Annotated in this window: 22 protein-coding genes, 1 tRNA gene and 1 pseudogene; 15 read left to right on the forward strand and 9 right to left on the reverse strand. The window is 66.8% G+C overall.

What is annotated here, in order from left to right:
* Positions 1-59 precede the first annotated feature (59 nt).
* Entirely contained in the window at positions 60-734 is a 675-nt protein-coding gene (locus D8896_RS07255; protein ID WP_121821427.1) for a phosphoglycolate phosphatase, read from the forward strand.
* A 52-nt stretch (positions 735-786) separates the two neighbouring features.
* Positions 787-1047: a hypothetical protein gene (locus D8896_RS07260; protein ID WP_121821428.1), complete on the forward strand. Its 261-nt coding sequence runs from the start codon at positions 787-789 to the stop codon at positions 1045-1047.
* Between the two features lie 936 nt (positions 1048-1983).
* Here D8896_RS07260 and D8896_RS07265 read toward each other — a convergent pair.
* Entirely contained in the window at positions 1984-2193 is a 210-nt protein-coding gene (locus tag D8896_RS07265; protein WP_121821429.1) for a VNG_1110C family protein, read from the reverse strand.
* A 105-nt stretch (positions 2194-2298) separates the two neighbouring features.
* On the opposite strand from D8896_RS07265, the gene D8896_RS07270 reads away from it, so the two are divergent.
* The 3 genes from D8896_RS07270 to D8896_RS07280 all read left to right on the forward strand — a co-directional run bounded on the left by D8896_RS07270 (position 2299) and on the right by D8896_RS07280 (position 4682).
* Positions 2299-3408, forward strand: a complete 1110-nt coding sequence (locus tag D8896_RS07270; RefSeq protein ID WP_121821430.1) for an OBG GTPase family GTP-binding protein — start codon at positions 2299-2301, stop codon at positions 3406-3408.
* Complete coding sequence (locus D8896_RS07275) at positions 3405-3842, forward strand: TIGR04206 family protein (RefSeq protein WP_121821431.1); 438 nt, start codon at positions 3405-3407, stop codon at positions 3840-3842. Before D8896_RS07270 ends, D8896_RS07275 begins: the two co-directional genes overlap by 4 nt.
* 81 nt (positions 3843-3923) lie before the next feature.
* Positions 3924-4682: a VOC family protein gene (locus D8896_RS07280; RefSeq protein ID WP_205596789.1), complete on the forward strand. Its 759-nt coding sequence runs from the start codon at positions 3924-3926 to the stop codon at positions 4680-4682.
* Positions 4683-4738: 56 nt separating this feature from the next.
* On the opposite strand, the gene D8896_RS07285 is transcribed toward D8896_RS07280, so the two are convergent.
* Complete coding sequence (locus tag D8896_RS07285; protein ID WP_121821432.1) at positions 4739-5149, reverse strand: PIN domain-containing protein; 411 nt, start codon at positions 5147-5149, stop codon at positions 4739-4741.
* Positions 5146-5376 (reverse strand): antitoxin VapB family protein, encoded by a 231-nt coding sequence (locus tag D8896_RS07290; RefSeq protein WP_121821433.1) that lies wholly within the window; start codon positions 5374-5376, stop codon positions 5146-5148. The genes D8896_RS07285 and D8896_RS07290 overlap by 4 nt, the downstream gene beginning before the upstream one ends.
* 395 nt (positions 5377-5771) lie before the next feature.
* Between D8896_RS07290 and D8896_RS07295 the strand changes: the two genes are divergently transcribed.
* Positions 5772-8222 (forward strand): DUF7282 domain-containing protein, encoded by a 2451-nt coding sequence (locus D8896_RS07295; RefSeq protein WP_121821671.1) that lies wholly within the window; start codon positions 5772-5774, stop codon positions 8220-8222.
* A 128-nt stretch (positions 8223-8350) separates the two neighbouring features.
* Here the strand turns inward: D8896_RS07295 and dph5 are convergent, their stop codons facing one another.
* Positions 8351-9154, reverse strand: coding sequence for a diphthine synthase (gene dph5, locus D8896_RS07300; protein ID WP_121821434.1), 804 nt, complete (start codon positions 9152-9154; stop codon positions 8351-8353).
* 106 nt (positions 9155-9260) lie between these two features.
* Between dph5 and D8896_RS07305 the strand changes: the two genes are divergently transcribed.
* On the forward strand, positions 9261-10250 hold the full coding sequence (locus D8896_RS07305; protein ID WP_121821435.1) for a class I SAM-dependent methyltransferase: 990 nt from the start codon (positions 9261-9263) through the stop codon (positions 10248-10250).
* A gap of 61 nt (positions 10251-10311) precedes the next feature.
* Positions 10312-10386, forward strand: a tRNA-Thr gene (locus D8896_RS07310).
* Positions 10387-10503: 117 nt separating this feature from the next.
* On the opposite strand, the gene D8896_RS07315 is transcribed toward D8896_RS07310, so the two are convergent.
* Positions 10504-11934, reverse strand: a complete 1431-nt coding sequence (locus D8896_RS07315) for a hypothetical protein (protein ID WP_121821436.1) — start codon at positions 11932-11934, stop codon at positions 10504-10506.
* The gene (locus D8896_RS07320) at positions 11931-12677 is read right to left on the reverse strand and encodes an ABC transporter ATP-binding protein (protein WP_121821437.1); all 747 of its coding nucleotides are present in this window, start codon (positions 12675-12677) and stop codon (positions 11931-11933) included. The genes D8896_RS07315 and D8896_RS07320 overlap by 4 nt, the downstream gene beginning before the upstream one ends.
* Before the next feature lie 130 nt (positions 12678-12807).
* On the opposite strand from D8896_RS07320, the gene D8896_RS07325 reads away from it, so the two are divergent.
* The 3 genes and pseudogenes from D8896_RS07325 to D8896_RS07335 all read left to right on the forward strand — a co-directional run bounded on the left by D8896_RS07325 (position 12808) and on the right by D8896_RS07335 (position 15867).
* Complete coding sequence (locus D8896_RS07325; RefSeq protein ID WP_121821438.1) at positions 12808-13878, forward strand: hypothetical protein; 1071 nt, start codon at positions 12808-12810, stop codon at positions 13876-13878.
* Positions 13879-13976: 98 nt separating this feature from the next.
* Complete coding sequence (locus D8896_RS07330; RefSeq protein WP_205596794.1) at positions 13977-14978, forward strand: ABC transporter ATP-binding protein; 1002 nt, start codon at positions 13977-13979, stop codon at positions 14976-14978.
* Positions 14975-15867 (forward strand): annotated as a pseudogene (locus D8896_RS07335) (ABC transporter permease). Before D8896_RS07330 ends, D8896_RS07335 begins: the two are co-directional and overlap by 4 nt.
* Here the strand turns inward: D8896_RS07335 and D8896_RS07340 are convergent.
* Positions 15868-16344, reverse strand: a complete 477-nt coding sequence (locus tag D8896_RS07340; protein ID WP_121821440.1) for an 8-oxo-dGTP diphosphatase — start codon at positions 16342-16344, stop codon at positions 15868-15870. It abuts the pseudogene before it with no gap.
* A gap of 137 nt (positions 16345-16481) precedes the next feature.
* On the opposite strand from D8896_RS07340, the gene D8896_RS07345 reads away from it, so the two are divergent.
* From D8896_RS07345 to D8896_RS07360, 4 genes are all read left to right on the forward strand, one after another.
* Positions 16482-17165, forward strand: a complete 684-nt coding sequence (locus tag D8896_RS07345) for a carbonic anhydrase (protein WP_121821441.1) — start codon at positions 16482-16484, stop codon at positions 17163-17165.
* A gap of 204 nt (positions 17166-17369) precedes the next feature.
* A complete protein-coding gene (locus tag D8896_RS07350; protein ID WP_121821442.1) occupies positions 17370-17822 on the forward strand; it encodes a hypothetical protein in 453 nt (150 codons plus the stop codon).
* 164 nt (positions 17823-17986) lie between these two features.
* The gene (locus tag D8896_RS07355; protein WP_121821443.1) at positions 17987-18232 is read left to right on the forward strand and encodes an AbrB/MazE/SpoVT family DNA-binding domain-containing protein; all 246 of its coding nucleotides are present in this window, start codon (positions 17987-17989) and stop codon (positions 18230-18232) included.
* The gene (locus tag D8896_RS07360) at positions 18229-18615 is read left to right on the forward strand and encodes a PIN domain-containing protein (RefSeq protein WP_121821444.1); all 387 of its coding nucleotides are present in this window, start codon (positions 18229-18231) and stop codon (positions 18613-18615) included. The genes D8896_RS07355 and D8896_RS07360 overlap by 4 nt, the downstream gene beginning before the upstream one ends.
* Before the next feature lie 17 nt (positions 18616-18632).
* Here D8896_RS07360 and D8896_RS07365 read toward each other — a convergent pair whose 3' ends face one another.
* Both D8896_RS07365 and D8896_RS07370 read right to left on the reverse strand, forming a co-directional pair.
* Positions 18633-18962: a chorismate mutase gene (locus D8896_RS07365; protein WP_121821445.1), complete on the reverse strand. Its 330-nt coding sequence runs from the start codon at positions 18960-18962 to the stop codon at positions 18633-18635.
* Positions 18896-19747, reverse strand: a complete 852-nt coding sequence (locus tag D8896_RS07370; protein ID WP_121821446.1) for a shikimate kinase — start codon at positions 19745-19747, stop codon at positions 18896-18898. The genes D8896_RS07365 and D8896_RS07370 overlap by 67 nt, the downstream gene beginning before the upstream one ends.
* Positions 19748-19797 lie beyond the last annotated feature (50 nt).

Here is a 19797-nt window from a genome sequence, read left to right on the forward strand (position 1 = left end):
CGACCCGCCAGCGACGGCGTTTGCGGCCGGTTAAGTGGCTCCCGGCCCGACCCGTCGGTATGGACGCGCCCCCGCTCGCGGTCGACATCGACGGCACGCTGACCCGCCCCGAGGGCGGGCTGGACCCCCGGACGTTCGACGCGATCCGAGACTGGCCCGCGGACGTGGTCGTCGCCACCGGGAAGTCGTTCCCCTACCCCGTCGCGCTCTGCCAGTTCGTCGGGATCGAGGAGCTGGTGATCGCCGAGAACGGCGGCGTCGTCTGCACCCGCGACGACGTGTCGGTCGTCGGCGAGCGAGAGGCCGCCCGAACCGTCGCCGAGGAGTTCGCCGCGCTCGGCCACGACTTGGGGTGGGGCGACGCCGACCTGGTCAACCGCTGGCGAGAGACGGAGGTCGCCGTCCGGCGGAGCGCGCCGCTGGAGCCGCTGGAGGAACTGGCTGCCGACCACGGGCTGACCGTCGTCGACACGGGCTACGCCTACCACGTCAAGTCGCCGGACGTGAGCAAGGGTGCCGGGCTGGCGGCACTCTGTGATGTCCTGCCCCACGACCCGGCCGACTTCGTCGCGGTCGGCGACAGCGAGAACGACGTGTCGACGTTCGAGTACGCCGGTCGGAGCTACGCCGTCGCCAACGCCGACGCCGCCGCGACCGCCGCCGCCGACGAAATCACGGAGGGGGCACACGGCGAGGGGTTCCTCGAAGCGCTCGACGCCGTCGCCGGAGACTGACCGTACAGTTAATACAGGAAACACTTTTCCCCGGCCATGACAAGGTAGCATCATGAGTCGGAGCACGGTTGGATCTCTCGGCTATCTCGTGATCGGGCTTGTGATCGCCGTCATTCCGGTGTTCCTCGTCAGCGGGCCGGAACTGCGCTCGCCGGCGTCGCTCCTGCAGTACGCGGGTGGGGGGCTGCTTGTGATCCTCGGCCTCGGCACGCTGCTCGGTGTATCGTCGTTCAGCGGCCAGCGGAGCCGCGCCGTCGAAGTGGTCGGGACGGTCGTGGGTCTCGTGGGGTTGGTCGGGCAGTTCGTCCTCTAACTCGACCGGGCCACGACAAACCTCGCTGGTTGCGGTTCCGACCGCACCCCGGTTCCTCGTACACTCGTCCGAACGATCCGGAAACAGGGGACTCCTGGCTCCATGTACGGGGATGGGTGGATCGATTCCTTGGCCACGTGATTGACTGTTGATGTGGCGGCCTGCATCAGCGGGGGATCGCCTTGCGGTGTCGAACCAGCACCGTGCGATTCGTCGCTCATCGCTCTCCCGTTCGGCGTGTGGGGATGGGTGGTGGAGATACGGTCCAATCCCAGCCGCCGACGATTTTTCGCGATTCGGGCGTACAATCAGGTTTAGGACCCGGATATCAGCACTTGATGCATGACTCGACCTGCGCCACTCTGCGGACGGCGTATCACCTGTCTGTCCCCCTCTCAGACACTCTCGGCCGACTATCGTCGAATAGAGCTACACGCAATAAGTATCAGATACAGCACTCATGGCGGGTATATAGAACCTGTAAAGTCGTACAATCGGGTTCAGTACTGCGATCTTGACTATCTCAATCCAAATATAGAGATACAAGTATAACTAATCTTAATCCGGCTGTCAAGCCGTCTCTCCGGGGATGAGCGGGGTCTGTATTGGCCGCCGCCACCATGATTATCGGCAGAGAGGGGTACTGGGGATCCCGAAGGGTACACACCACGGTTCACGGACCCTTTGCGGTCTGTAGCGGGAGTGTACGATCCCGGAGCGTCCTCGATAACCGCGATACGGGATCCTCACGCTTTCAGAGCCCCGATTACAGGGTGTACTCGGTTGACTCCAGACTACCTCATCTGTCGCGGTAGCTCCTGTAGGTACACTGTACTGAACGGCACAGAAGTCACGCATGATCTCACTCGAGGCAGAAGATGGTACGCCCGACTACAGGGCAAGGACCCGCCTCCCTACAAACAGGTCGGCCGCCGACTACGGTAGACTGATCCCGTGTCGGGAGAGGTACTTGCTCGCCTCCTTGATCTCCACGGGGCTGCCGATGATCCGGTAGTAGCCGTCCTCCTCGTAGATGGTGACGACGAACTCCTCGCGCAGGCCGTCTTTCAGCCCGCCGGATCCGTCCAGGTCGTCGAAGGGAAGGACGATCTGGGTGCTGTCTCGCAACCTGGACGGATCCGGCATTCTCTATTCGTTGCGAACGGTGGCCGGTGTATTAACGTGTCGAAGTTTCCTCCTCCCCGCCCCGGAAGGAAGGCTTTTTCGGCGTCGGCGGCCGACTGGGGGACGATGGGGCTCGAAGAGGAGATCGAGGAACTCGAGGAGGAGATAGCGACCACTCCCTACAACAAGTCCACCGAGGCCCACATCGGTCGCCTGAAGTCCAAGCTCGCCGAGAAAAAGGAGAAGCTGGAGAACCAGAGCTCCGCCGGCGGCGGCACCGGCTACCACGTCGAGAAACACGGCGACGCGACAGTCGCACTCGTCGGGTTCCCCAGCGTCGGCAAGTCGACGCTTCTGAACGCCATGACGAACGCCGACAGCGAGGTCGGCTCCTACGAGTTCACGACGCTGGACGTCAACCCCGGGATGCTCCAGTACAACGGCGCGAACATCCAGATGCTCGACGTGCCCGGGCTGATCGAGGGCGCGGCCAGCGGCCGCGGCGGCGGGCAGGAGGTGCTCTCCGTCGTCCGCGCCGCGGACCTCGTCGTGTTCGTCCTCTCCGCCTTCGAGATCGACCAGTACGAACGCCTCCGGGAGGAGCTGTACGCGAACAAGATCCGGCTCGACCAGAAGCCCCCGCGCGTATCGATCACGAAGAAGGGGAAAGGCGGTCTGAAAATAAACGCCAGCGTCGACCTCGATCTCTCCGAGGAGGCGATCAAGGGCGTCCTCCGCGAGCACGACTACATCAACGCCGACGTGGCGATCGGCGAGAAGCTCGACCTCGACCGGCTCATCGACGGCGTGATGGACAACCGTGAGTACATTTCCTCCGTCGTCACCGTCAACAAGGCCGACCTCATCGATCCCGACTACCTCGAGACCGTCAACGAGAACCTCCGCGCCCACGACATCGACCCGGACGACGCCGTGTTCATCAGCGCCGAGGAGGAGAAGGGGCTGGACGCGCTGGCCGAGCGCATCTGGGACGAACTCGGCCTGATGCGGATCTACATGGACAAGCCCGGCCGCGGCGTCGATTACGAGGAGCCGCTCGTCCTCTTCGAGGGGGCGACCGTCGAGGACGCCTGTCACAAGCTCGGCGGCGAGTTCGAGGACCGGTTCCGCTTCGCCCGCGTCTCCGGCCCCAGCGCGAAACACGACGAACAGCAGGTCGGCACCGACCACGAACTCGCCGACGAGGACGTGCTCCGGCTGATCACACGGAAGTGATCGACCGCCGCCTCGCAGCCGTTCTCGCGCTTGCACTGCTTCCCTGGACCGTGACGATCTACCCCGGCGGGAGCGGGTTCGTCTTCCCGTGGGCGCTCTACTACCCGGGTGCCGGCGGTGCGGTTCCGATAACGGAGTACTACATCACGTACACGCACGCGACAACGCTCCCCCCACACCTGACCGCGTGGGGCCTCAGCGCGCTCGTCTACGGCATCGCTGCCGGGAGCGCGCTTCTCGGGGCCATCGCCGACCGCGAGGACAGACGGGTCACGGGGGCGCTGCTGCTGATCGCCGCGCTCGCCCATCTCCGCTTCTCGCTCGGCACAGACCACGCCGGGATCATCACGGTGCCCGTCGGCCCCGTGGCCGCTCTCGTCGTTGCGTGGTGGTTCCACGCCGACGACCTCCGGCGGCTCGTGAGTCCGGGGTAACGCGGACCCACCCTCCCTACGGCCCCGGAACCGTCCGCCCCTTCCGGTACCCTTTTCGAGCGAGCGACGGTACGATCGGGCATGAGCGCACCGCTCGACCACACGATGATGCGCGTCGAGGACCTGGAGGCATCGCTGGACTGGTACCAGGACTACTTCGACTACGAGGAGAAGGGCCGCTGGGAGGCCGACACGTTCACCAACGTGTTCCTCGGTCCCGAGGACGCACACGACGAGGGCGCGCTGCTGGAACTCACGTACAACCACGACGGGCGCACGTACGACATGGGCGACGCCTGGGGGCACATCGCCGTCCGCGTCGAGGACGTGTACGACGCCTACGAGGAACTGATGGACGCCGGCGTCGAGGACTACCGCGACCCCGACTCCTGCGGCGGCCAGTACGCGTTCGTCACGGACCCGGACGGCCACGAGATAGAGATCGTCGAGCGCGACCACGGCGCGCGCTGGAGCCTCGACCACACGATGATCCGCGTCGAGGACGCCGAGGAGGCCATCGGCTGGTACACGCGCGTGCTCGACTACGAACTGTTCCGTCGGAGCGAGCACGACTCCTTCGCGCTGTACTTCATGAAGCCCGACGACGCCGCCGACGAGGCGATGTCGGTCGAACTCACGTACAACTACGACGGCCGTTCCTACGACGTGGGCGACGCCTGGGGCCACGTCGCCGTCGAGGTCGACGACCTGCAGGGCTTCTGGGACACCGCGATGTTGCGCGACGCCGAGGACTACCGCGACCCCGAGTCCTGCGACATGCGCTACGCGTTCACCAAGGACCCGGACGGCCGCGAAGTTGAGATCGTCACGTCGGACTGAGGATGGACTTGTCGAACTGCGAGTGACGAAGGTGCTCGCCTCGTTCGGATACGGGGTCAACTGCGGTACGTCTCGACGCTGACTCCGTCGATATTCTCGAAATGGATGTCGCCGGTGAGAACAGGCTCGTCACGTTCGATGGCAGTAGCGGCGATCGCTGCATCCCCTTTCCCGATCCCGGGTCCCTCCCCTTCGTCGGTCGTCGCCATACGCTCGCCGAGGAGTCGACCCGCTCGGCGGGAAATGCTCGGTGTCATTTCGACTATCGGGTACGAATCGAGCACAGCCTCGACTGATCGGCGTTCCTGCCGAGTGTTCGCGACCGTTCCGACACCGATGTACAGCTCCAGTACGGTCATCGTGGGGATCGCTAACGGGACGCCTTCGGCTTCGAGTTTCCGTTCCTTCGAGATGGCCGATTCGACACCGTCGATGACATCGAGGACGAAACTCGTGTCGACGATCATTCGAACCGCTCGGCGACGCTCCGGACCTCCTTGCGGTCGCTCTCGTCGGCGGCGTCGATGGCGTCACGCATCCTGCTCGTCTGGTCGTCGTCGAACACGTCGCGGAGATCGCGCAGCGAACGGCCACCGATTAGCCGATCGACGGCGTCGCTGAACGACTCGTCGGCACGCTTGTTCGACTTGATGCGTTCGTACACGTGATCCTCGAGGCGAATCTGTGGCGACATCCCTGTTGACAGCGTTGACGCTCCGACCGAATCAATATTGCGGTGCCGCCCCGAAATCCGCGACCAAGCGCCCACACGCACTCTCTGCCGGATCTCCCACAGTCCCGACTGGTCCGTTGGACGGAACGACGGATTCCAGTTTCCTTTATATACCTTCCCTCCCCCCGTCGACGACGCTCACGCGGCGAAAACCGGCGGTAACCCGGCGCTACCGAGGTTGTGAAAGGTTCTCACGCGGTACTCCCACCACAAAGCATTTATAACGACGGGACAAGGGTATCAATCGTACCCCTACCCATGGTGACAGTAGCGAGTATCGATGGTCGCACCCCGTTCACGGGTGCATCTGCGGCAGAGAAAGCTGCGGTCGCCGGTGCAGCAATCCAAGACAAACTATGACAAGCAAAACAGAGAAGTTCCGTGGCCTGTTCCTGGCCGCTCTCATGGTCTTCTCCGTGTTCGCAGGCTCCGTCGCCTTCGCTGGTTCCGCCGCCGCGGCGAACCAGGCCGATGGTGACGAGGAGCTGACGAGCAACGGACAGACTTTCTGGGAGGGTCAGCAGGTCTACGTAGACTTTACTAACACACCAGACATTGCACAGGGCGAAGACTATCAGATCCGCGACGCTGACGACGGTACCCTCGAGCGCGAGCGTACCGCCGACTCGTCCGGTAACGGGTTCCTCATCGACACGTCGGGGCTCGACGGTCAGTACAACCTGACCGACTCGACTGGCACCGTCCAGTACACGTTCGAGGTCGCCCCGCAGGACTTCAACGTCACGGCTGACGACGGTCGGGTCGTCAACGACGGCTCCACCGAGGAGTTCGACATCGACTCCCGCCGTGGCACGTTCTTCGTGAACGCCTCCGCGGACGGCCTGAACGCGTCTGAAGTCTTCGCGGACGAGAACGTCGACACCGTCTACGGTGACACGGTCAAGCTCGAGGTCTCCGGTGGCGGCTCGCTCGTAGGTAACTTCAGCGGCGTCTCCGCTGACACCTACGATCTGGAATTCAGCGTGAACGACACTGACGCCGAAGACACGGCGTCGGTCAACGTGACCAGCGCGGGCGAGGCTGACACCAGCTTCCAGAACCGCCTCATCACCGAGCAGATCGGTGACAACGCGCAGTTCACGGTCGAAATGGACAACACCGATACGGCTTCGGTCGTCATCGGTGACATCCAGAGCTCCGGCTACCAGGCCAACCTGACCGTCGTGGACGGTGACGACGACGGCCAGGCCACGGTCCAGTTCAACACGTTCCAGGCTGGCAGCGGCAACGGTGACGCGATCAGCGTCGTCAGCGAGGACGACGAGCTGACCGACGCAGACGACTCCAACCTGGGCGAGCTTCTGGCCACGACCACGTACGAGGTCAACGTGGCTGCCGGTGACCAGAGCTACGACGCCAGCTCCGACGCGCGCGCCTCGCTGAACCTGCAGAGTCGCTCGACCAACGACATGACCATCGGTACGGTGCCGGGCACTGCGAGCCCGAGCGAGTTCTCCGACGTGACGGAGGCCGTCACCGAGGATAGCTCCATCGTCGAGGGCGACTGGATCGTCCACGAGGTCGACGCAACCGGTCTGTCCGGCGCGATCGCCGCACAGAACGGTGCTGACACGACCGAGAAGTTCTTCAACCTGCTCGGCACCGGCGCCGGGGAGGCCAACGTCACGCTCACGGCCACGCAGGACAACCCTGCCCCGAACCGTGACGCCAAGTCGCTCGCGCTGAACGACAGCAACACCGTCGTCTTCGCTGACGGTGCCAACGACACGTACTACGTCGTCGTTGACAGCGCGAACGTCGAAAACGCAGACGGCACCGCGTTCACCCCGGACGACGGCAGCTACACTACGGATCTGACCATCGCCGAGGAGTCGCCCCTCGCCAGCGGTGACGAGGACGAGGTGGTCAGCGGGTCCTACGAGCTCTCTGAGCTCGAGGCAACCGTGACGCCGCCGGAGGTCTCGGCGGAGTCCGGTCAGACCATCGAGGGCACTTCGACTGCGGCCGCCGGCACCGAGCTGACCATCCGCGTCGAAAGCACATCCGACGTCAGCCCGCCGTTCATCCTGGAGGACCAGGTGACGGTTCAGGAAGACGGCACGTGGTCCGCTGACTTCGACTTCAGCGAAGACGCGTCCGCCGGTGACAACTTCACCGTTCAGGTGATCGGCGACACCGAGCTCCTGGACGAACCCCAGACGGGCACGGTCGGCGACGCGCCTGACGCCCAGGTCACCTTCAGCGGTGAGATCAGCGACGACGGGTCGACTGTCACGGTCGACGAGGCCTTCCTGCCCGAGGGCGGCTTCGTCACCATCCACGACAGCACCCTCGTCAGCGAGGACGACCCGCTCGGTAGCGTGCTCGGTACGTCCGAGTACCTCGAGTCCGGCCAGCACACGGACGTGCAGGTCGAACTCGACAGCGCCCTCACCGAGGATCAGGAGCTCATCGCGATGCCGCACATGGACTCCAACGACAACGAGGAGTACGACTTCGTCTCCTCCGAGGGTGACGCTGACGGTCCGTACACCGCTGACGGGAACGCCGTGACGGCCAGCGCGGACGTCACGCTCCCGACTGACGAGACGACGACCACGACGACTACCACGACGACTACGACGACCGAAGAAACCACGACGACCACGACGACCGAGGAAACCACCACCACCACCACCACCGACGACCCCGGCACGACGCCGAGCGACGGTGACGGTGACGGTGACGGTGACTCCGACTCCGGCGGTCAGCCCGGCTTCGGCATCAGCATCGCCATCGTGGCGCTGCTCGCCGCCGCCATGCTGGCCCTGCGTCGTCAGGACTAACGTCCACTAACTTCCGGCTCACGCCGGTTCTTCGCGGTTTCATTTTTTCGCGTGCTACCCCCGACAGCGACGGCTGTTCGCTGAGGAGTTACTGTACTCGCACCGCCTGGAACTAACAGGTTCGTCGCTCAGTCGAGCAGTTCGGCCGGCGCGTCGGCAAGGTCCCGAAGCGCATCTCGTTCGATGTGATGGAGGTCGCCCGGGACGACGAGCAGGTGGAGCGGACCGCCGAACGATTCCGTGGCGAGGTCGGCCATCCTGCCGGCACGGACCAGCGGATCGGAGCTACCAGCGCGTGCGACCACGACGGCGAGCAGGTCCGGGTACTCCGCGGCGAGATACTCGGCGGCCGTGTCCGCGGTCATGTACTCCTGTAGCTCCTCGTCGCCGGCGCGGGCGACCGCGGCCTCGTTGTCTACCTTGATGTCGAGGTAGACGAGCGTGTGGAGGCCGCGCTCCCGGTTCTCGTCGATCGTCTCGGTGACGCTGGCGGGGAGACCGTCCGCGCCGTGGGCGTAGTCGAACGGGAGCGTCGTCGCCTCCCCGAAGCGGTAGTTCTGGAGCCCGGTCAGCGCGCTGGCAGCCGTCTGTGCGGTCGTGCCGTGGATCACGCGGGTCTCGACTCCGCGGTCCTGTGCGCGGAGGCGCAGGTCGACGTGGGTCGTCGAGATCATCGTGTCGCCGGCGGTGAGGAAGGCGACGTGCTCCGACTCGGCGGCATCAAGGATCTGCTCGGGATGCTGTTCCACGTCCGCGCGTTCCAGTACCTCGATCTCCGTGTCGTGATACGCTTCCAGGTCCGCTACGTTCGTCCCGACGAGCGTGCTGGTGTAGAACTCCGCGAAGGCGCGGTCGGCGTCGCGGAGCGCATCGCGCCCGGCGACGGTGACCGACCGCTCGTCGTAGAGACCGAGACCGATGAACGTGAGCATATCCGGACTCGGCGGCCCGGCCGCTTAACGGCCGGGGTTCGGACGCGTCACGCGTGCGGACCCGGAAGCGTTAGCCTTACGCCCGCGAGGGGTCCACGTCAGCCGTATGGAAGCTCCGTGCGTACGGGTCGCCCGAGAGGACGGCGAGGAGACCCGCCGCATCCTTGCCGACGCCGACCTCGTCGCCGAGGACCTGGAGATCGAGTTCGAGGACGGCTCCCTCTATCTCCCCGTCACCGACGCGGCGGCGGTCCCCGACGAGTACGAGGTGGTGGTCCGCGACGTCCCGGAACGTGAGACCCAGACGACGCCCGCCGACCTGCTCGACGACGAGCCGAGCTACGGCCGGCTGGGCGACATCGTGGTTCTGGACGAGGACGACCCCGAGCGCGCCCGGACGGTCGCCGATGCAGTCGTCGAGTCGGACCTGCCCGTCGGGACCGTCGTCAATCGCGCCTCGAAGGTTCGGGGCGAGCTGCGGGTCCGCGACTGGGACGTGCTAGCCGGCGACTCCACGGAGACAGTCCACCGCGAATACGGCTGCGAGTACGCCGTCGACATCGCGGAGATGTACTTCTCGCCGCGGCTCGCCACCGAACGCCACCGCGTCGCCGAGCAGGTCCAGTCCGGCGAGCGCTTCTTCGACATGTTCGCCGGCGTCGGCCCGTTCGTGATCCCGGCCGCGAAACGGGGCGCGACGGCCGTCGGCGTGGACCTGAACGAGCGCGCGGTCGCGTACCTCCGCGAGAACGCCGAGCGCAACGGCGTCGCCGACCGCGTGACGGCGGTGGCCGGCGACGTGCGCGACACGGCGGCCGACTACGCGGACTGGGCCGACCGGATCGTGATGAACCTGCCCCACAGTGCCGACGAGTTCCTCGACACGGCGGTGTCGCTCGCCGGCAACGACTGCGTCCTCCACTACTACGACATCCAGCATGAGGACGACCCGTTCGGCCCCGGCGAGGCGGCGATCCGTGAGGCGGCAGGGGACGAGTACGACGTGACCGTCGAGACGCGACACACGGTGCGTTCGTACGCCCCCCACGAACTGAACGTCTGTCTCGACGTGCGACTGACTCGCGAGGGCGGGTGAATTCGCAATCCTTAAACCGATTATCGCGCCTATCAGTAAGTGCGCGAGCGAACGCGAGCGCGCCGGTGTAGCTCAGACTGGCTAGAGCGAATCCTTCGTAAGGATTAGGCCGAGGGTTCAAATCCCTCCACCGGCTCTTTCTGCCGAACGGAGTGAGGCTGAAGAGCCCTCTGTGGTGGGATTTGAATCAGGGAGGAGCTTCGCTCCGACCGTGGTTCACGATTCCCTCCACCGGCTCTTTCTGTCGAACAGGTCACCCGCCAGCCAGCAGCTTTGCCTCCCACCGCGGCACCGCCCGCTGATACAACGCGACACCGACGATAGCGAAGGCGACACCGCCGGCCGCCAGTCCACCGAGCAGGGTCGTCGAGACGGGCGAGACGACGAGCGCGATCACGAGTACCGGCACCAGCGCGACGGCGACGGCCGCGCCGAACACGGCGAACAGCACGCTGTCGAAGAGGAACTCGTTTGGCTGGAAGCCGGCGAGGTACGTCGTCAGGCCGAACAGGTACAGCTCGACGCCGACGAGCAGGGCCGCACCGACGGCGACGTGGGCCGGGTCGCCGCCGAGCCACGCGACCGAAAGCGCGAGAAAGAGGAGGCCGTTCGGGACGGCGAGCAGGAGGAACGCGCGGAACTTCGCGGCGAACAGGTCGGCGACGGAGACGGGGTAGGCGAGGTGTTCGCCGGGGTCGTCGAACTGCGTCAGCCAGTTGTAGCTGGTGAAGGCGGTCAGCCCGAGCAGCGCGCCGAAGGAGAGCCCGGTCGACGGCTCGACGCCGGTAACCGTCTCCGTGACGCCGATGAGCGCGGCGCTGACGCCGAAGAGGACGGCACCGGAGAACACCACCTTCCAGAGACCGCCGCTGGAGCGGGCCACGTCGAGCAGACTGCGGGTGAGCAGGCCGTTCTCGTCCCCGAGGCGGCGACGCCAGCGGCCGAACGACGGGTCGGCGGTCCGCGCGCCGCTCCGACTCGTCGGGTCGTACGCCGCCAGGCCGACGGCGGCAAGCGCGAGCGCGGGGAGGACGGCCGCGCCGAGCGCGGCGGCCGACGGGTCGCGGTACAGCGCGTACGGCGTGAGTGCGAGGGGGTCGACCTCCGCGACGACGGCCAGCCCGAGCGCGGCCGCCGCCGCGAGGCCGGCGACCCGCGCCGACAGCCCGCGCGTCGAGAGGCCGACGAGCGCGAACGTGACGCTCATCCCGAGCAGGAACGTCAGCGTCGTCGTCGCCCACAGCGCCGGCACGCCGGCCAGCAGCGCCGGGTCGCGGGCGTACGCCAGCGGCGCGACCGACAGCGCCAGCGGCAGGAGGAAGGCGACGGCGTAGAACGCCACGTCCTTGACGAGGAAGACGGCGAGCAGCCGGCGGCGCGACAGCGGGAGCGTCCGTGCCGAGAACACCAGCAGCGTCATGTCGCCGAGCAGGTTCTCCAGAGCGTCGCGCCCGACGAACCCGACAGAGCCGGTGTGCAGGCCGAACGCGAACGCCAGCGCGTGCAGGCCGGCGGTGACCGTCGCGACGGTCACGTCGGTCAGCGAGAGGAACCACATCGTGCCAGTCCCGAGCGCGCCGATGAGCAGGGGAAAGCCGACGAAGCGCCGACCGCCGAACAGTTCGGCGTGCAGGCGGTACTCCTCGCGGACCATCGCGCCGAACAGGGTCCGGGTCAGGCTCATGGCTCCGGAGGTGCCGCCTCGCGGGCTTCGGGCGCGTCGACGTTGTCGAGGAAGATGTCGAGCAGCGACTCGTCGTCACCCATCTCGCGCGGGTCGCGTTCGGCGAGCAGTTCGCCGTCCCCGACGATGCCGACCCGGGTACAGATCTCCTCCGCCACCTCGACGTGGTGGGTCGAGAAGAACAGCGTGTTCCCGTCGGCGGCGTAGGACTCGAAGAACCGCTTCGTTCGCTCCTGGACGATCGGGTCGAGGTTCGCCAGCGGCTCATCGATGAACACCAGATCCGGCTCGTGGAGGAACGCGCCGGCGATCATCGCCTTCTGCTGTTGGCCCCGCGAGAGGTCCGTCGAGATCGTATCGAGCTTCTCCGCGAAGGAGAGCCGGTCGGCCCATTCGGCGACGCGTTCCTCGCGGTCCTCGTCGTCGATCCCCCGGACAGCGCCGACGAACTCGAAGTACTCTCGCGGCGTGAGGAAGCTCGGCGGCGACTCGCGCTCGGGGAGGATGCCGACGCGCCGCCGGGTCTCCACCGGATCGGTCGTCGGGTCGGTGCCCAGAACCGACACCTCGCCGCTGTCCGGCCGGAGCTGTCCCGTGAGGATCCCGATGGTCGTCGACTTCCCTGCGCCGTTCGGCCCGAGCAGGCCGAACAGTTCGCCCTCGTCGACCGAAAGCGAGAGGTCCGAAAGCGCCGTCAGGTCGCCGTAGGACTTCCGGAGTCCCTCGGTGCGTATCGCGGTCATCGCCCCGACAGTCGCACGGCCGCCCCAAATTCCTGTCGCCGACCGGACGGTTTGCCGCTACCGGCTCCGGACCGCTCCTCCCGACGGGTCACGTCGCCGCACATATGCCGACGCACCGTGAAGTAACGGTATGGGGCTCTACGACGAACTCGCGGACCTCCCGCTCCGCGTCGACGCGGTCGAACTCGTTCGCAACGAACGCGAGACGTCCTCCGACTTCACTCGCGTGACGACCACCGTGGAACTCCACGGGCCAGACGTGACGGGCCGCGGCGAGGACGTGACCTACGACGCCGGGGCACACGACGCGGTCGACGTGGCGGACTTCGACTTCGCCGGCAAGTACACGCTAGACGAGTTCTCCGACGCCGTCGGGGCCGCCGACCTGTTTCCGGCGGGCGACCCCGAGCAGAAGGCAGCGCGGAACTACCGACAGTGGGCGTTCGAGAGCGCGGCGCTGGACCTCGCGCTGCGGCGGGCCGGCGAGACGCTCGCCTCGGCGCTCGGCCGGACGTACGACCCGGTGCATTTCGTCGCCTCGACGCGGCTGGGCGACCCGCCGACGACGGACCGGATCGAGACGCTGCTCGGCGTCCACGACGACCTGGCGTTCAAGCTAGACCCCACGTCTGACTGGGACGACGACCTCGTCGCGGATCTGGCCGACCTGGCGACGGTCCGCATCCTTGACCTGAAGGGGCAGTACGAGGGGACGGAGGTCGACCAGGAGCCCGATCCTGAACTGTACCGCCGCGTCGCCGACGCGTTCCCCGAGGCGGCCATCGAGGACCCGGCGCTGACCGACGAGACCGAGGCGTTCGTCGAGGACGAGGCCGACCGGATCTCGTGGGACTACCCGATCACCGGCGTCGAGAGCGTCGAGTCGCTCCCGTTCGAGCCGAACTGGCTCAACGTCAAGCCCTCGCGCTTCGGCTCCGTCGAGTCGCTGCTCGACACGGTCGAGTACGCGCTGGAGCGAGATATCACGCTGTACGGCGGCGGTCAGTTCGAACTCGGCGTCGGCCGCGAGCACCTGCACGCGGTCGCGTCGCTGTTCTACTCCGACTCCCCCAACGACGTGGCTCCGGGCGGCTACAACCTCCCGGACCCGCCGTCGGACCTCCCGGCGAGTCCGCTCGAACCGCCCGCTGACCCGTCCGGGCTCGCCTGGGCATCGCCGGACGCGAGTTCGTCGCGATAAGCCGGAGTCCCACGCCTATGTACACGGGGCTCTAACGGGGGACCATGAGCGAGAGGGCCGCGGAGGACACCGAACAGCGGCGAGACGAGACCGCCGACATGGGCGGGAGCGGCGGGTCGCTGGCGATCGACGTGGACGGGTTGCAACTGACGTACGGCGACGGGACGGAGGCCGTCCGCGACGTGTCGATTGCCGTCCCGGAGGGCGAGTTCTTCGGCTTCCTCGGGCCGAACGGCGCGGGGAAGACGACGACGATCAAGGTGCTCGCGACGCTGCTCCGGCCGACCGGCGGCGACGTGCACGTCAACGGGTTCGACGTCGAGCGCGACGCCCGGGCGGTCCGGGAGTCGATCGGCTACATGGCCCAGGAGACGAGCATCGACCCGGAGCTCACCGCCCGGGAGAACGTCCGGTTCGCCTGCGAGGCGTACGGCGTCCCCCGGAGCGACCGGGACGACCGGATCGACGAACTGCTCGAACTGGTCGACCTCGCGGACGTGGCCGACAAGCGCTCCGACGAGTTCTCCGGCGGGATGAAAAAGCGCCTCGACGCCGCGACCGCGCTGGTCCACCGCCCGCCGCTCGTCTTCCTCGACGAGCCGACGACCGGGCTGGACCCCTCGGCGCGCAACCGCCTCTGGGAGTACTTCCGCCGGATCAACGACCGGGGGACGACCATCTTCCTGACGACGCAGTACCTGGAGGAGGCCGACCAGCTCTGCGACCGCCTCTCGGTGATCGCCGACGGCGAGATTGTCGCCGAGGGGTCGCCGGCCGAACTCAAGCGGGAGGTCGGCGGCGAGATCCTCGACGTGAACGTCGCGGGCGACGCGGACGCCCGCCGGCGGGCCGCCGAGGTCGCACGCGAGGGCGACGTGTTCGACGACGCCGCGGTCGAGGTGACGGACGACGGCATCACCGTCACCTCGCCCGTGGCGCGCCAGCGCGGGACGGACCTGCTGGTCGCCCTGCGGGACGCCGAGGTGTCGGTGTCGGGGTTCAACGTCCGTGCGCCGACGCTCGACGACGTGTTCCTCGCGATCACCGGCGAGCGGGCCGAGGCCGAGGACGACGCGGCGGCCGCGGAGGTGGGCCGATGAGCGACGCGGCCGCCGACCGGACGGTGCGCCGGTCGGGCAACACGTTCCTCGGCGACGCGTGGATCAACTTCAAGCGCTGGAACCTGAAGGCGGTCCGCAACCCGTTCGTGCTGGTCGTCTCGCTCGTCCAGCCCGTGATCTTCCTCGTGCTGTTTACGCAGGTGTTCGGGCAGGTGGCGACCGGCGCGGTCAACCAGGGCGCTGGGGGGATCACCTACGAGACGTATCTCGTGCCCGCCATCGCGATGCAGGTGTCGCTCGCCGCCGCCGCGACCTCCGGCATCGGCCTCGTCAACGACATCGAGGAGGGGATGTTCGAGAAGGTGATGGTGTCGCCGATGAACCGCACCGCCGTCTTCCTCGGCAAGACCGCCGCGGAGATGGTCCGGATCGTCGTCCAGATAGCGATCATCCTCGGGCTCGGCGTCCTGCTCGGCGCGGAGATAGCGACGGGCGTCGTCGGCGCGCTCGGCATCGTCGCGGTCGGGATCCTCTTCTCGGTGTGGTTCGTCTCGCTGTCGAACACGCTGGCCGTGCTCACCCGCGACCAGGAGTCGACGATCATCGGCGCGAACCTGCTCCAGTTCCCGCTGCTGTTCGTCTCGACGGCGTTCCTGCCCCTCGCGGTGCTGCCGGACTGGATCCAGACGGTCGCCACGTACAACCCGGTCACGTACGGCGTCGACGCCGCGCGGGCGCTGATCCTCGCCGCGACGTGATGACCGTCGTGGAGGTGACGGCGTTCCCGACGACCGTCGGCGGCGTCGAGTTCGGCGCGGTCTGGAACACGCTGTTCCCTGCCGTGGGGATCCTGCTGGCGCTCGACCTCGCCCTCGGTGCGGTCGCCGTCGTCGCGATCCGCCGGGCGTCGAGTTCCGACGTGCGGTAGCTACTCCAGGTCGACCCCTATCTCCATCTCGTACCGGCGGAGCGACTCGCCGTCGTCGCTCAGGACGAACTCGCCGGCAAACGTCTCGCCGGCCAGCAGGTGCGGGACCCACACGCGGTCGTCGACCCACATCTCGCCGTACGGCGGGTCGTCGACCGGGTGCCACTCCGGCACCGCCTCCGCGGTCGCCCGCGGTTCGCCGTCCACGCCGTCGGCCGCGAAGACGTGGACGTACATCGAGTCGTCGTCGGCCTCGCCGTCGCGGAAGTGGAAGGCGAACTCGCCGCGCTTTGCCAGCCCGACCGGGTCGACCCGCAACTCCTCGCGCACTTCCCGCTGGGCGGCCTCCGCCGGCGTCTCCCCGGTCTCCACCTTCCCGCCCGGGCCGACGAGTTTCCCCTCGCCGACGCCGCGCTGTTTGCGGATCAGGAGGAGTTCGCCGTCGACGACGGGGTGACACAGCGTCGCGTCCTGCATGCCGCCGTATCCTCGCTCCCCCGACATAATCCTCGCGGCCTGTGGCCCGCGATGCGGGCCGTCGCCGCCGGCTCGCTCCGCGCCGAAACGCTGCCCGAAGCCGAAGGAATAATTCGACGGCCGCCGTGGTGACAGCTATGAACCGGACGATCGTCGACCTGCTGCGCCGCAACGCCGACCACGCCGCCGCGTTCCACGACCGTTTCGACGACGTACAGGACGCCCAGCATCCCGACGCCGTCACCGTCTGCTGTTCCGACTCCCGCGTCCTGCAGGACAGCATGTGGGGCAACGACGACCCCGGCCACGTGTTCACGGTCGGCAACATCGGGAACCGGGTCGTCCAGCGGACCGCGGACGGCGAGGCGGTGTCCGGCGACGTGCTGTACCCGATCGCCCACACCGGGACGGAGACCGCCATCGTGGTGGGCCACACCGGTTGCGGGGCCGTGACGGCGACCTACGACGCGATCACCGGCGACATCGGCGACGAACCGGCGGGCATCGAGCACTGCGTCGACCTGCTGAAACCCCGCCTCGAACCGGGCGTCGAGGCGCTCCCCGACGACATCGAGCGCACGGCGGCGATCAACCGCCTCGTCGAGTACAACGTCGACCGGCAGGTCGAGTTCCTGCGGGAGAGCGACGACGTACCGGACGACGTGTCGGTCATCGGCGTCGTGTACGACTTTCAGGACGTGTACTCCGGCCAGCGCGGCGAGGTCCACGTGATCAACGTCGACGGCGAAACGGACGTCGAGCAGCTGCGGGACGCCGACCCCGAGATCGCGTCGCGCGTGGAACGGCTTGAAGAGTTCTGACGTCGGCCCTCAGCCCGGAAACCACGCGCTCACGAGGTTTTCATCCCGATCTCGGAATTTGTCTCCGGCTGTTCGACCAGACCAGATCAACATAGCGGGGACTGTCCCCCTCGCGGTTCCGGATCCTATCGGGTGACTCCGCAGAAATATTCGGATCGGATCTGTTCAAAAAATTCTTGATGCGTTGCCCACGATGACGGTACGATGACTCGCTTTCGGTCCGGTTCCTCGGAAGGGGCCGCCTCACTACCGGGTCTCCTGCTCGTCTGGCTGCTCGTCGGGCCGTCGTTTTTCGGTCTCGGCCGGGAGTTGACCGATGCAGTTCCGCTCTCGGTTTCGCTCTCCTCGATGGGAACTGGACTGCTCTTCGGAACCCTCGTCGTCGTCTCGCTCTGGATAGTCGGGGTTCGCCCCTCGCCCTCCGCTACTGGTGGCTATTTTATCGCCGAGTTGGGGTTGCACTCGCTACTGGCTATCGGCGGTGGCCTGTTCCTCCCCGGGTGGCTCGTATCACCGTGGTACGACGTTCTGCTTCGGAGCCTCTCGATAGCACTCGCGGCCGCGCTCGTCTTCACCAGTTCGGGAAGACGGGTTCGTGAGTTCGTCCGGAAGCAGGGACTGAAGCTAGTCAAAACGCCCCGTGAAGTGAACGGATAGGTGGTCAGCGGCGAATACGGTGGTTTCGGTCACCTGTTCTCCCGCTGTTCGACGTTGTCCAAATTGATGTGACCTACCCCACACACTACTGAAACGATTTGGTGGATGCCATCAAACACGTTTTAGTGGTAAGATTCTTTGTCTGTGGCGCTCTACACTCATCTATGTCAACAGAGACGGATGCACAGGGGCGGTTGTATATCCCGAAGGAGGTGCGCGAGAAGTACGGCCAGAAGTATCACATCGTCATGTACGAGGACAGAATCGAGCTGATTCCGGTCGCGGACGACCCGCTCGCGGCTGTCCGCGAGGCGGCAGGCGAACTCCACGACGCATCAGTCGAGGAAATCCGAGCGGATATCGAGGCCGAGGCGAAAGACGAGGCCGAGCAAGTAGGCGGCGACAGATGACCGTGTACGTCGAGACGGATTTCCTGCTCGCACTCGCCAAAGATACCGATTGGCTACAGGGCTCCGCAGAGGACGCCCTCACCAAGTACGATGTCGAGACGTCACCGTTCTCGTATCTCGAACTCCTCCTCGCACGGGAACGCTACGAGTTCGACTACGTGCCGCTTGTGGCGAACCTGCTCGAACTCGTCCCCGTACGGGACGAGGAGGAGAAACAGGTAGTGCTGAAAGCCGTCAACTACTACGACGAGGGAATGACGCCGTTCGACGCGTTCCACGCGGCGACTGCGGAAACCCGAGGGGCGGAGGTACTCTCCTCGGAGACGGACTACGACGATATCGAGGTCGAACGAGTTCCTCTCGAACCGACCGACGACGAGTGACGTTCGCCCCGTTTCTGCTACCGACTCTCCCGCTGCTCGACCTTGTTCAACTCGATCAGCAGCCGGAAGATCGCCTTCACGAGGTTGGCGTCGACGCCGAACTGCTCGGCGTTCTCGCCCGCCCGCTCCATCACCGCCTCCTCCTGTTTCTCGTCGGTCGTCGGCAGGCCCTCCTGTGCCTTGACCTCGGCGACGGTGTCGGCGACGTAGGTGCGTCGCGCGATGAGTTCGACGAGTTCGCGGTCGATGCTCTCTATCTCCTCGCGGAGTTCGTCCAGACTCATCTCGTCCGGCCGCCGCTGGTCTCCGTCGTCGTCAGCCGTGTCGTTCCCGGTCGTGTCTCCCATTGTTCTCGTAGTTCCTCCAGTGTTTCGCGCTCCCCGACCGCCGTAAAGCTCGGCCCGGTGCCCGACAGCGAGACGCCGGTCACGTCGGGCAACGCCTCCAGCAGCGGATCGGTCGGGGCGTCGAGCGCCGCGCAGAACGCGAAGCCGTTGACCGTCATCGCCTCGCCGTACCGGCCGTCGAGCGCCAGTTCCGCGACGAGGTCCGCGACCGGCGCGATCCGGCGGCACCGGTCCACGTCCGCGTCCGCCGAGAAGGCCCGCTCGGGCGGCGTCCACACGAGCACGTCCCAGTCGACCGTCTCACGGGCGAGCAGGTCGTCGGTCCGGTTGTCGGTGACGGTGACGCCGCCGAGCATGCTCGCGCTGGCGTCGTCGAACGCGCCGGTGACGGTGACGCCGGCCTCGCGGGCCGCAGTCACGCCGATCCGGCAGGCGGCCTCGCGGTCCACGTCCTCGACGCCGAGGGCGTCGAGCGTCGCCAGCACCGTCGCGTTGGCGGCGGCGCTGGAGCTTTTCAGTCCGGAAGCCATCGGCACGTCGCTCTCGGTCCGGACCGTGCCGCCCTCGCCGTCGCCGAACTCGGCGGTCACCAGTTCGACGCAGCGCTCGATCAGGTCGGTGTCGGCGTCCGGCGCGCCGGCTATCTCGCCGCGCACGTCGTCGGCGTCGCCGTCCAGACGCACCTCTGCGGTCGTGTGCTCGTCGATGGCGAAGGCCGCGCCTCTGCCGCTGGCGAGCGCGTTCAACACCGTCCCGGCCGCCGGGGCCTCGGCCCGACCGTCCATACGGGAAGGGAATCAGAACGCGCACTTACCGCTGGCGGTCCCCGCGGATT

It is taken from the genome of Halostella salina (genome assembly GCF_003675855.1).
In the GTDB taxonomy this organism is placed as follows: domain Archaea; phylum Halobacteriota; class Halobacteria; order Halobacteriales; family Natronoarchaeaceae; genus Halostella; species Halostella salina.

What these genes read in the sequence shown, in the direction of transcription:
- D8896_RS07285 (WP_121821432.1), bottom strand. Translation starts at nt 5,149, where the DNA reads ATGATCGTCGACACGAGTTTCGTCCTCGATGTCATCGACGGTGTCGAA.
- D8896_RS07345 (WP_121821441.1), top strand. Translation starts at nt 16,482, where the DNA reads ATGAACCGGACGATCGTCGACCTGCTGCGCCGCAACGCCGACCACGCC.
- D8896_RS07305 (WP_121821435.1), top strand. Translation starts at nt 9,261, where the DNA reads ATGGAAGCTCCGTGCGTACGGGTCGCCCGAGAGGACGGCGAGGAGACC.
- D8896_RS07360 (WP_121821444.1), top strand. Translation starts at nt 18,229, where the DNA reads ATGACCGTGTACGTCGAGACGGATTTCCTGCTCGCACTCGCCAAAGAT.
- D8896_RS07265 (WP_121821429.1), bottom strand. Translation starts at nt 2,193, where the DNA reads ATGCCGGATCCGTCCAGGTTGCGAGACAGCACCCAGATCGTCCTTCCC.
- D8896_RS07365 (WP_121821445.1), bottom strand. Translation starts at nt 18,962, where the DNA reads ATGGGAGACACGACCGGGAACGACACGGCTGACGACGACGGAGACCAG.
- dph5 (WP_121821434.1), bottom strand. Translation starts at nt 9,154, where the DNA reads ATGCTCACGTTCATCGGTCTCGGTCTCTACGACGAGCGGTCGGTCACC.
- D8896_RS07350 (WP_121821442.1), top strand. Translation starts at nt 17,370, where the DNA reads ATGACTCGCTTTCGGTCCGGTTCCTCGGAAGGGGCCGCCTCACTACCG.
- D8896_RS07315 (WP_121821436.1), bottom strand. Translation starts at nt 11,934, where the DNA reads ATGAGCCTGACCCGGACCCTGTTCGGCGCGATGGTCCGCGAGGAGTAC.
- D8896_RS07255 (WP_121821427.1), top strand. Translation starts at nt 60, where the DNA reads ATGGACGCGCCCCCGCTCGCGGTCGACATCGACGGCACGCTGACCCGC.
- D8896_RS07330 (WP_205596794.1), top strand. Translation starts at nt 13,977, where the DNA reads ATGGGCGGGAGCGGCGGGTCGCTGGCGATCGACGTGGACGGGTTGCAA.
- D8896_RS07295 (WP_121821671.1), top strand. Translation starts at nt 5,772, where the DNA reads ATGACAAGCAAAACAGAGAAGTTCCGTGGCCTGTTCCTGGCCGCTCTC.
- D8896_RS07340 (WP_121821440.1), bottom strand. Translation starts at nt 16,344, where the DNA reads ATGCAGGACGCGACGCTGTGTCACCCCGTCGTCGACGGCGAACTCCTC.
- D8896_RS07290 (WP_121821433.1), bottom strand. Translation starts at nt 5,376, where the DNA reads ATGTCGCCACAGATTCGCCTCGAGGATCACGTGTACGAACGCATCAAG.
- D8896_RS07355 (WP_121821443.1), top strand. Translation starts at nt 17,987, where the DNA reads ATGTCAACAGAGACGGATGCACAGGGGCGGTTGTATATCCCGAAGGAG.
- D8896_RS07370 (WP_121821446.1), bottom strand. Translation starts at nt 19,747, where the DNA reads ATGGACGGTCGGGCCGAGGCCCCGGCGGCCGGGACGGTGTTGAACGCG.
- D8896_RS07260 (WP_121821428.1), top strand. Translation starts at nt 787, where the DNA reads ATGAGTCGGAGCACGGTTGGATCTCTCGGCTATCTCGTGATCGGGCTT.
- D8896_RS07270 (WP_121821430.1), top strand. Translation starts at nt 2,299, where the DNA reads ATGGGGCTCGAAGAGGAGATCGAGGAACTCGAGGAGGAGATAGCGACC.
- D8896_RS07320 (WP_121821437.1), bottom strand. Translation starts at nt 12,677, where the DNA reads ATGACCGCGATACGCACCGAGGGACTCCGGAAGTCCTACGGCGACCTG.
- D8896_RS07280 (WP_205596789.1), top strand. Translation starts at nt 3,924, where the DNA reads ATGAGCGCACCGCTCGACCACACGATGATGCGCGTCGAGGACCTGGAG.
- D8896_RS07325 (WP_121821438.1), top strand. Translation starts at nt 12,808, where the DNA reads ATGGGGCTCTACGACGAACTCGCGGACCTCCCGCTCCGCGTCGACGCG.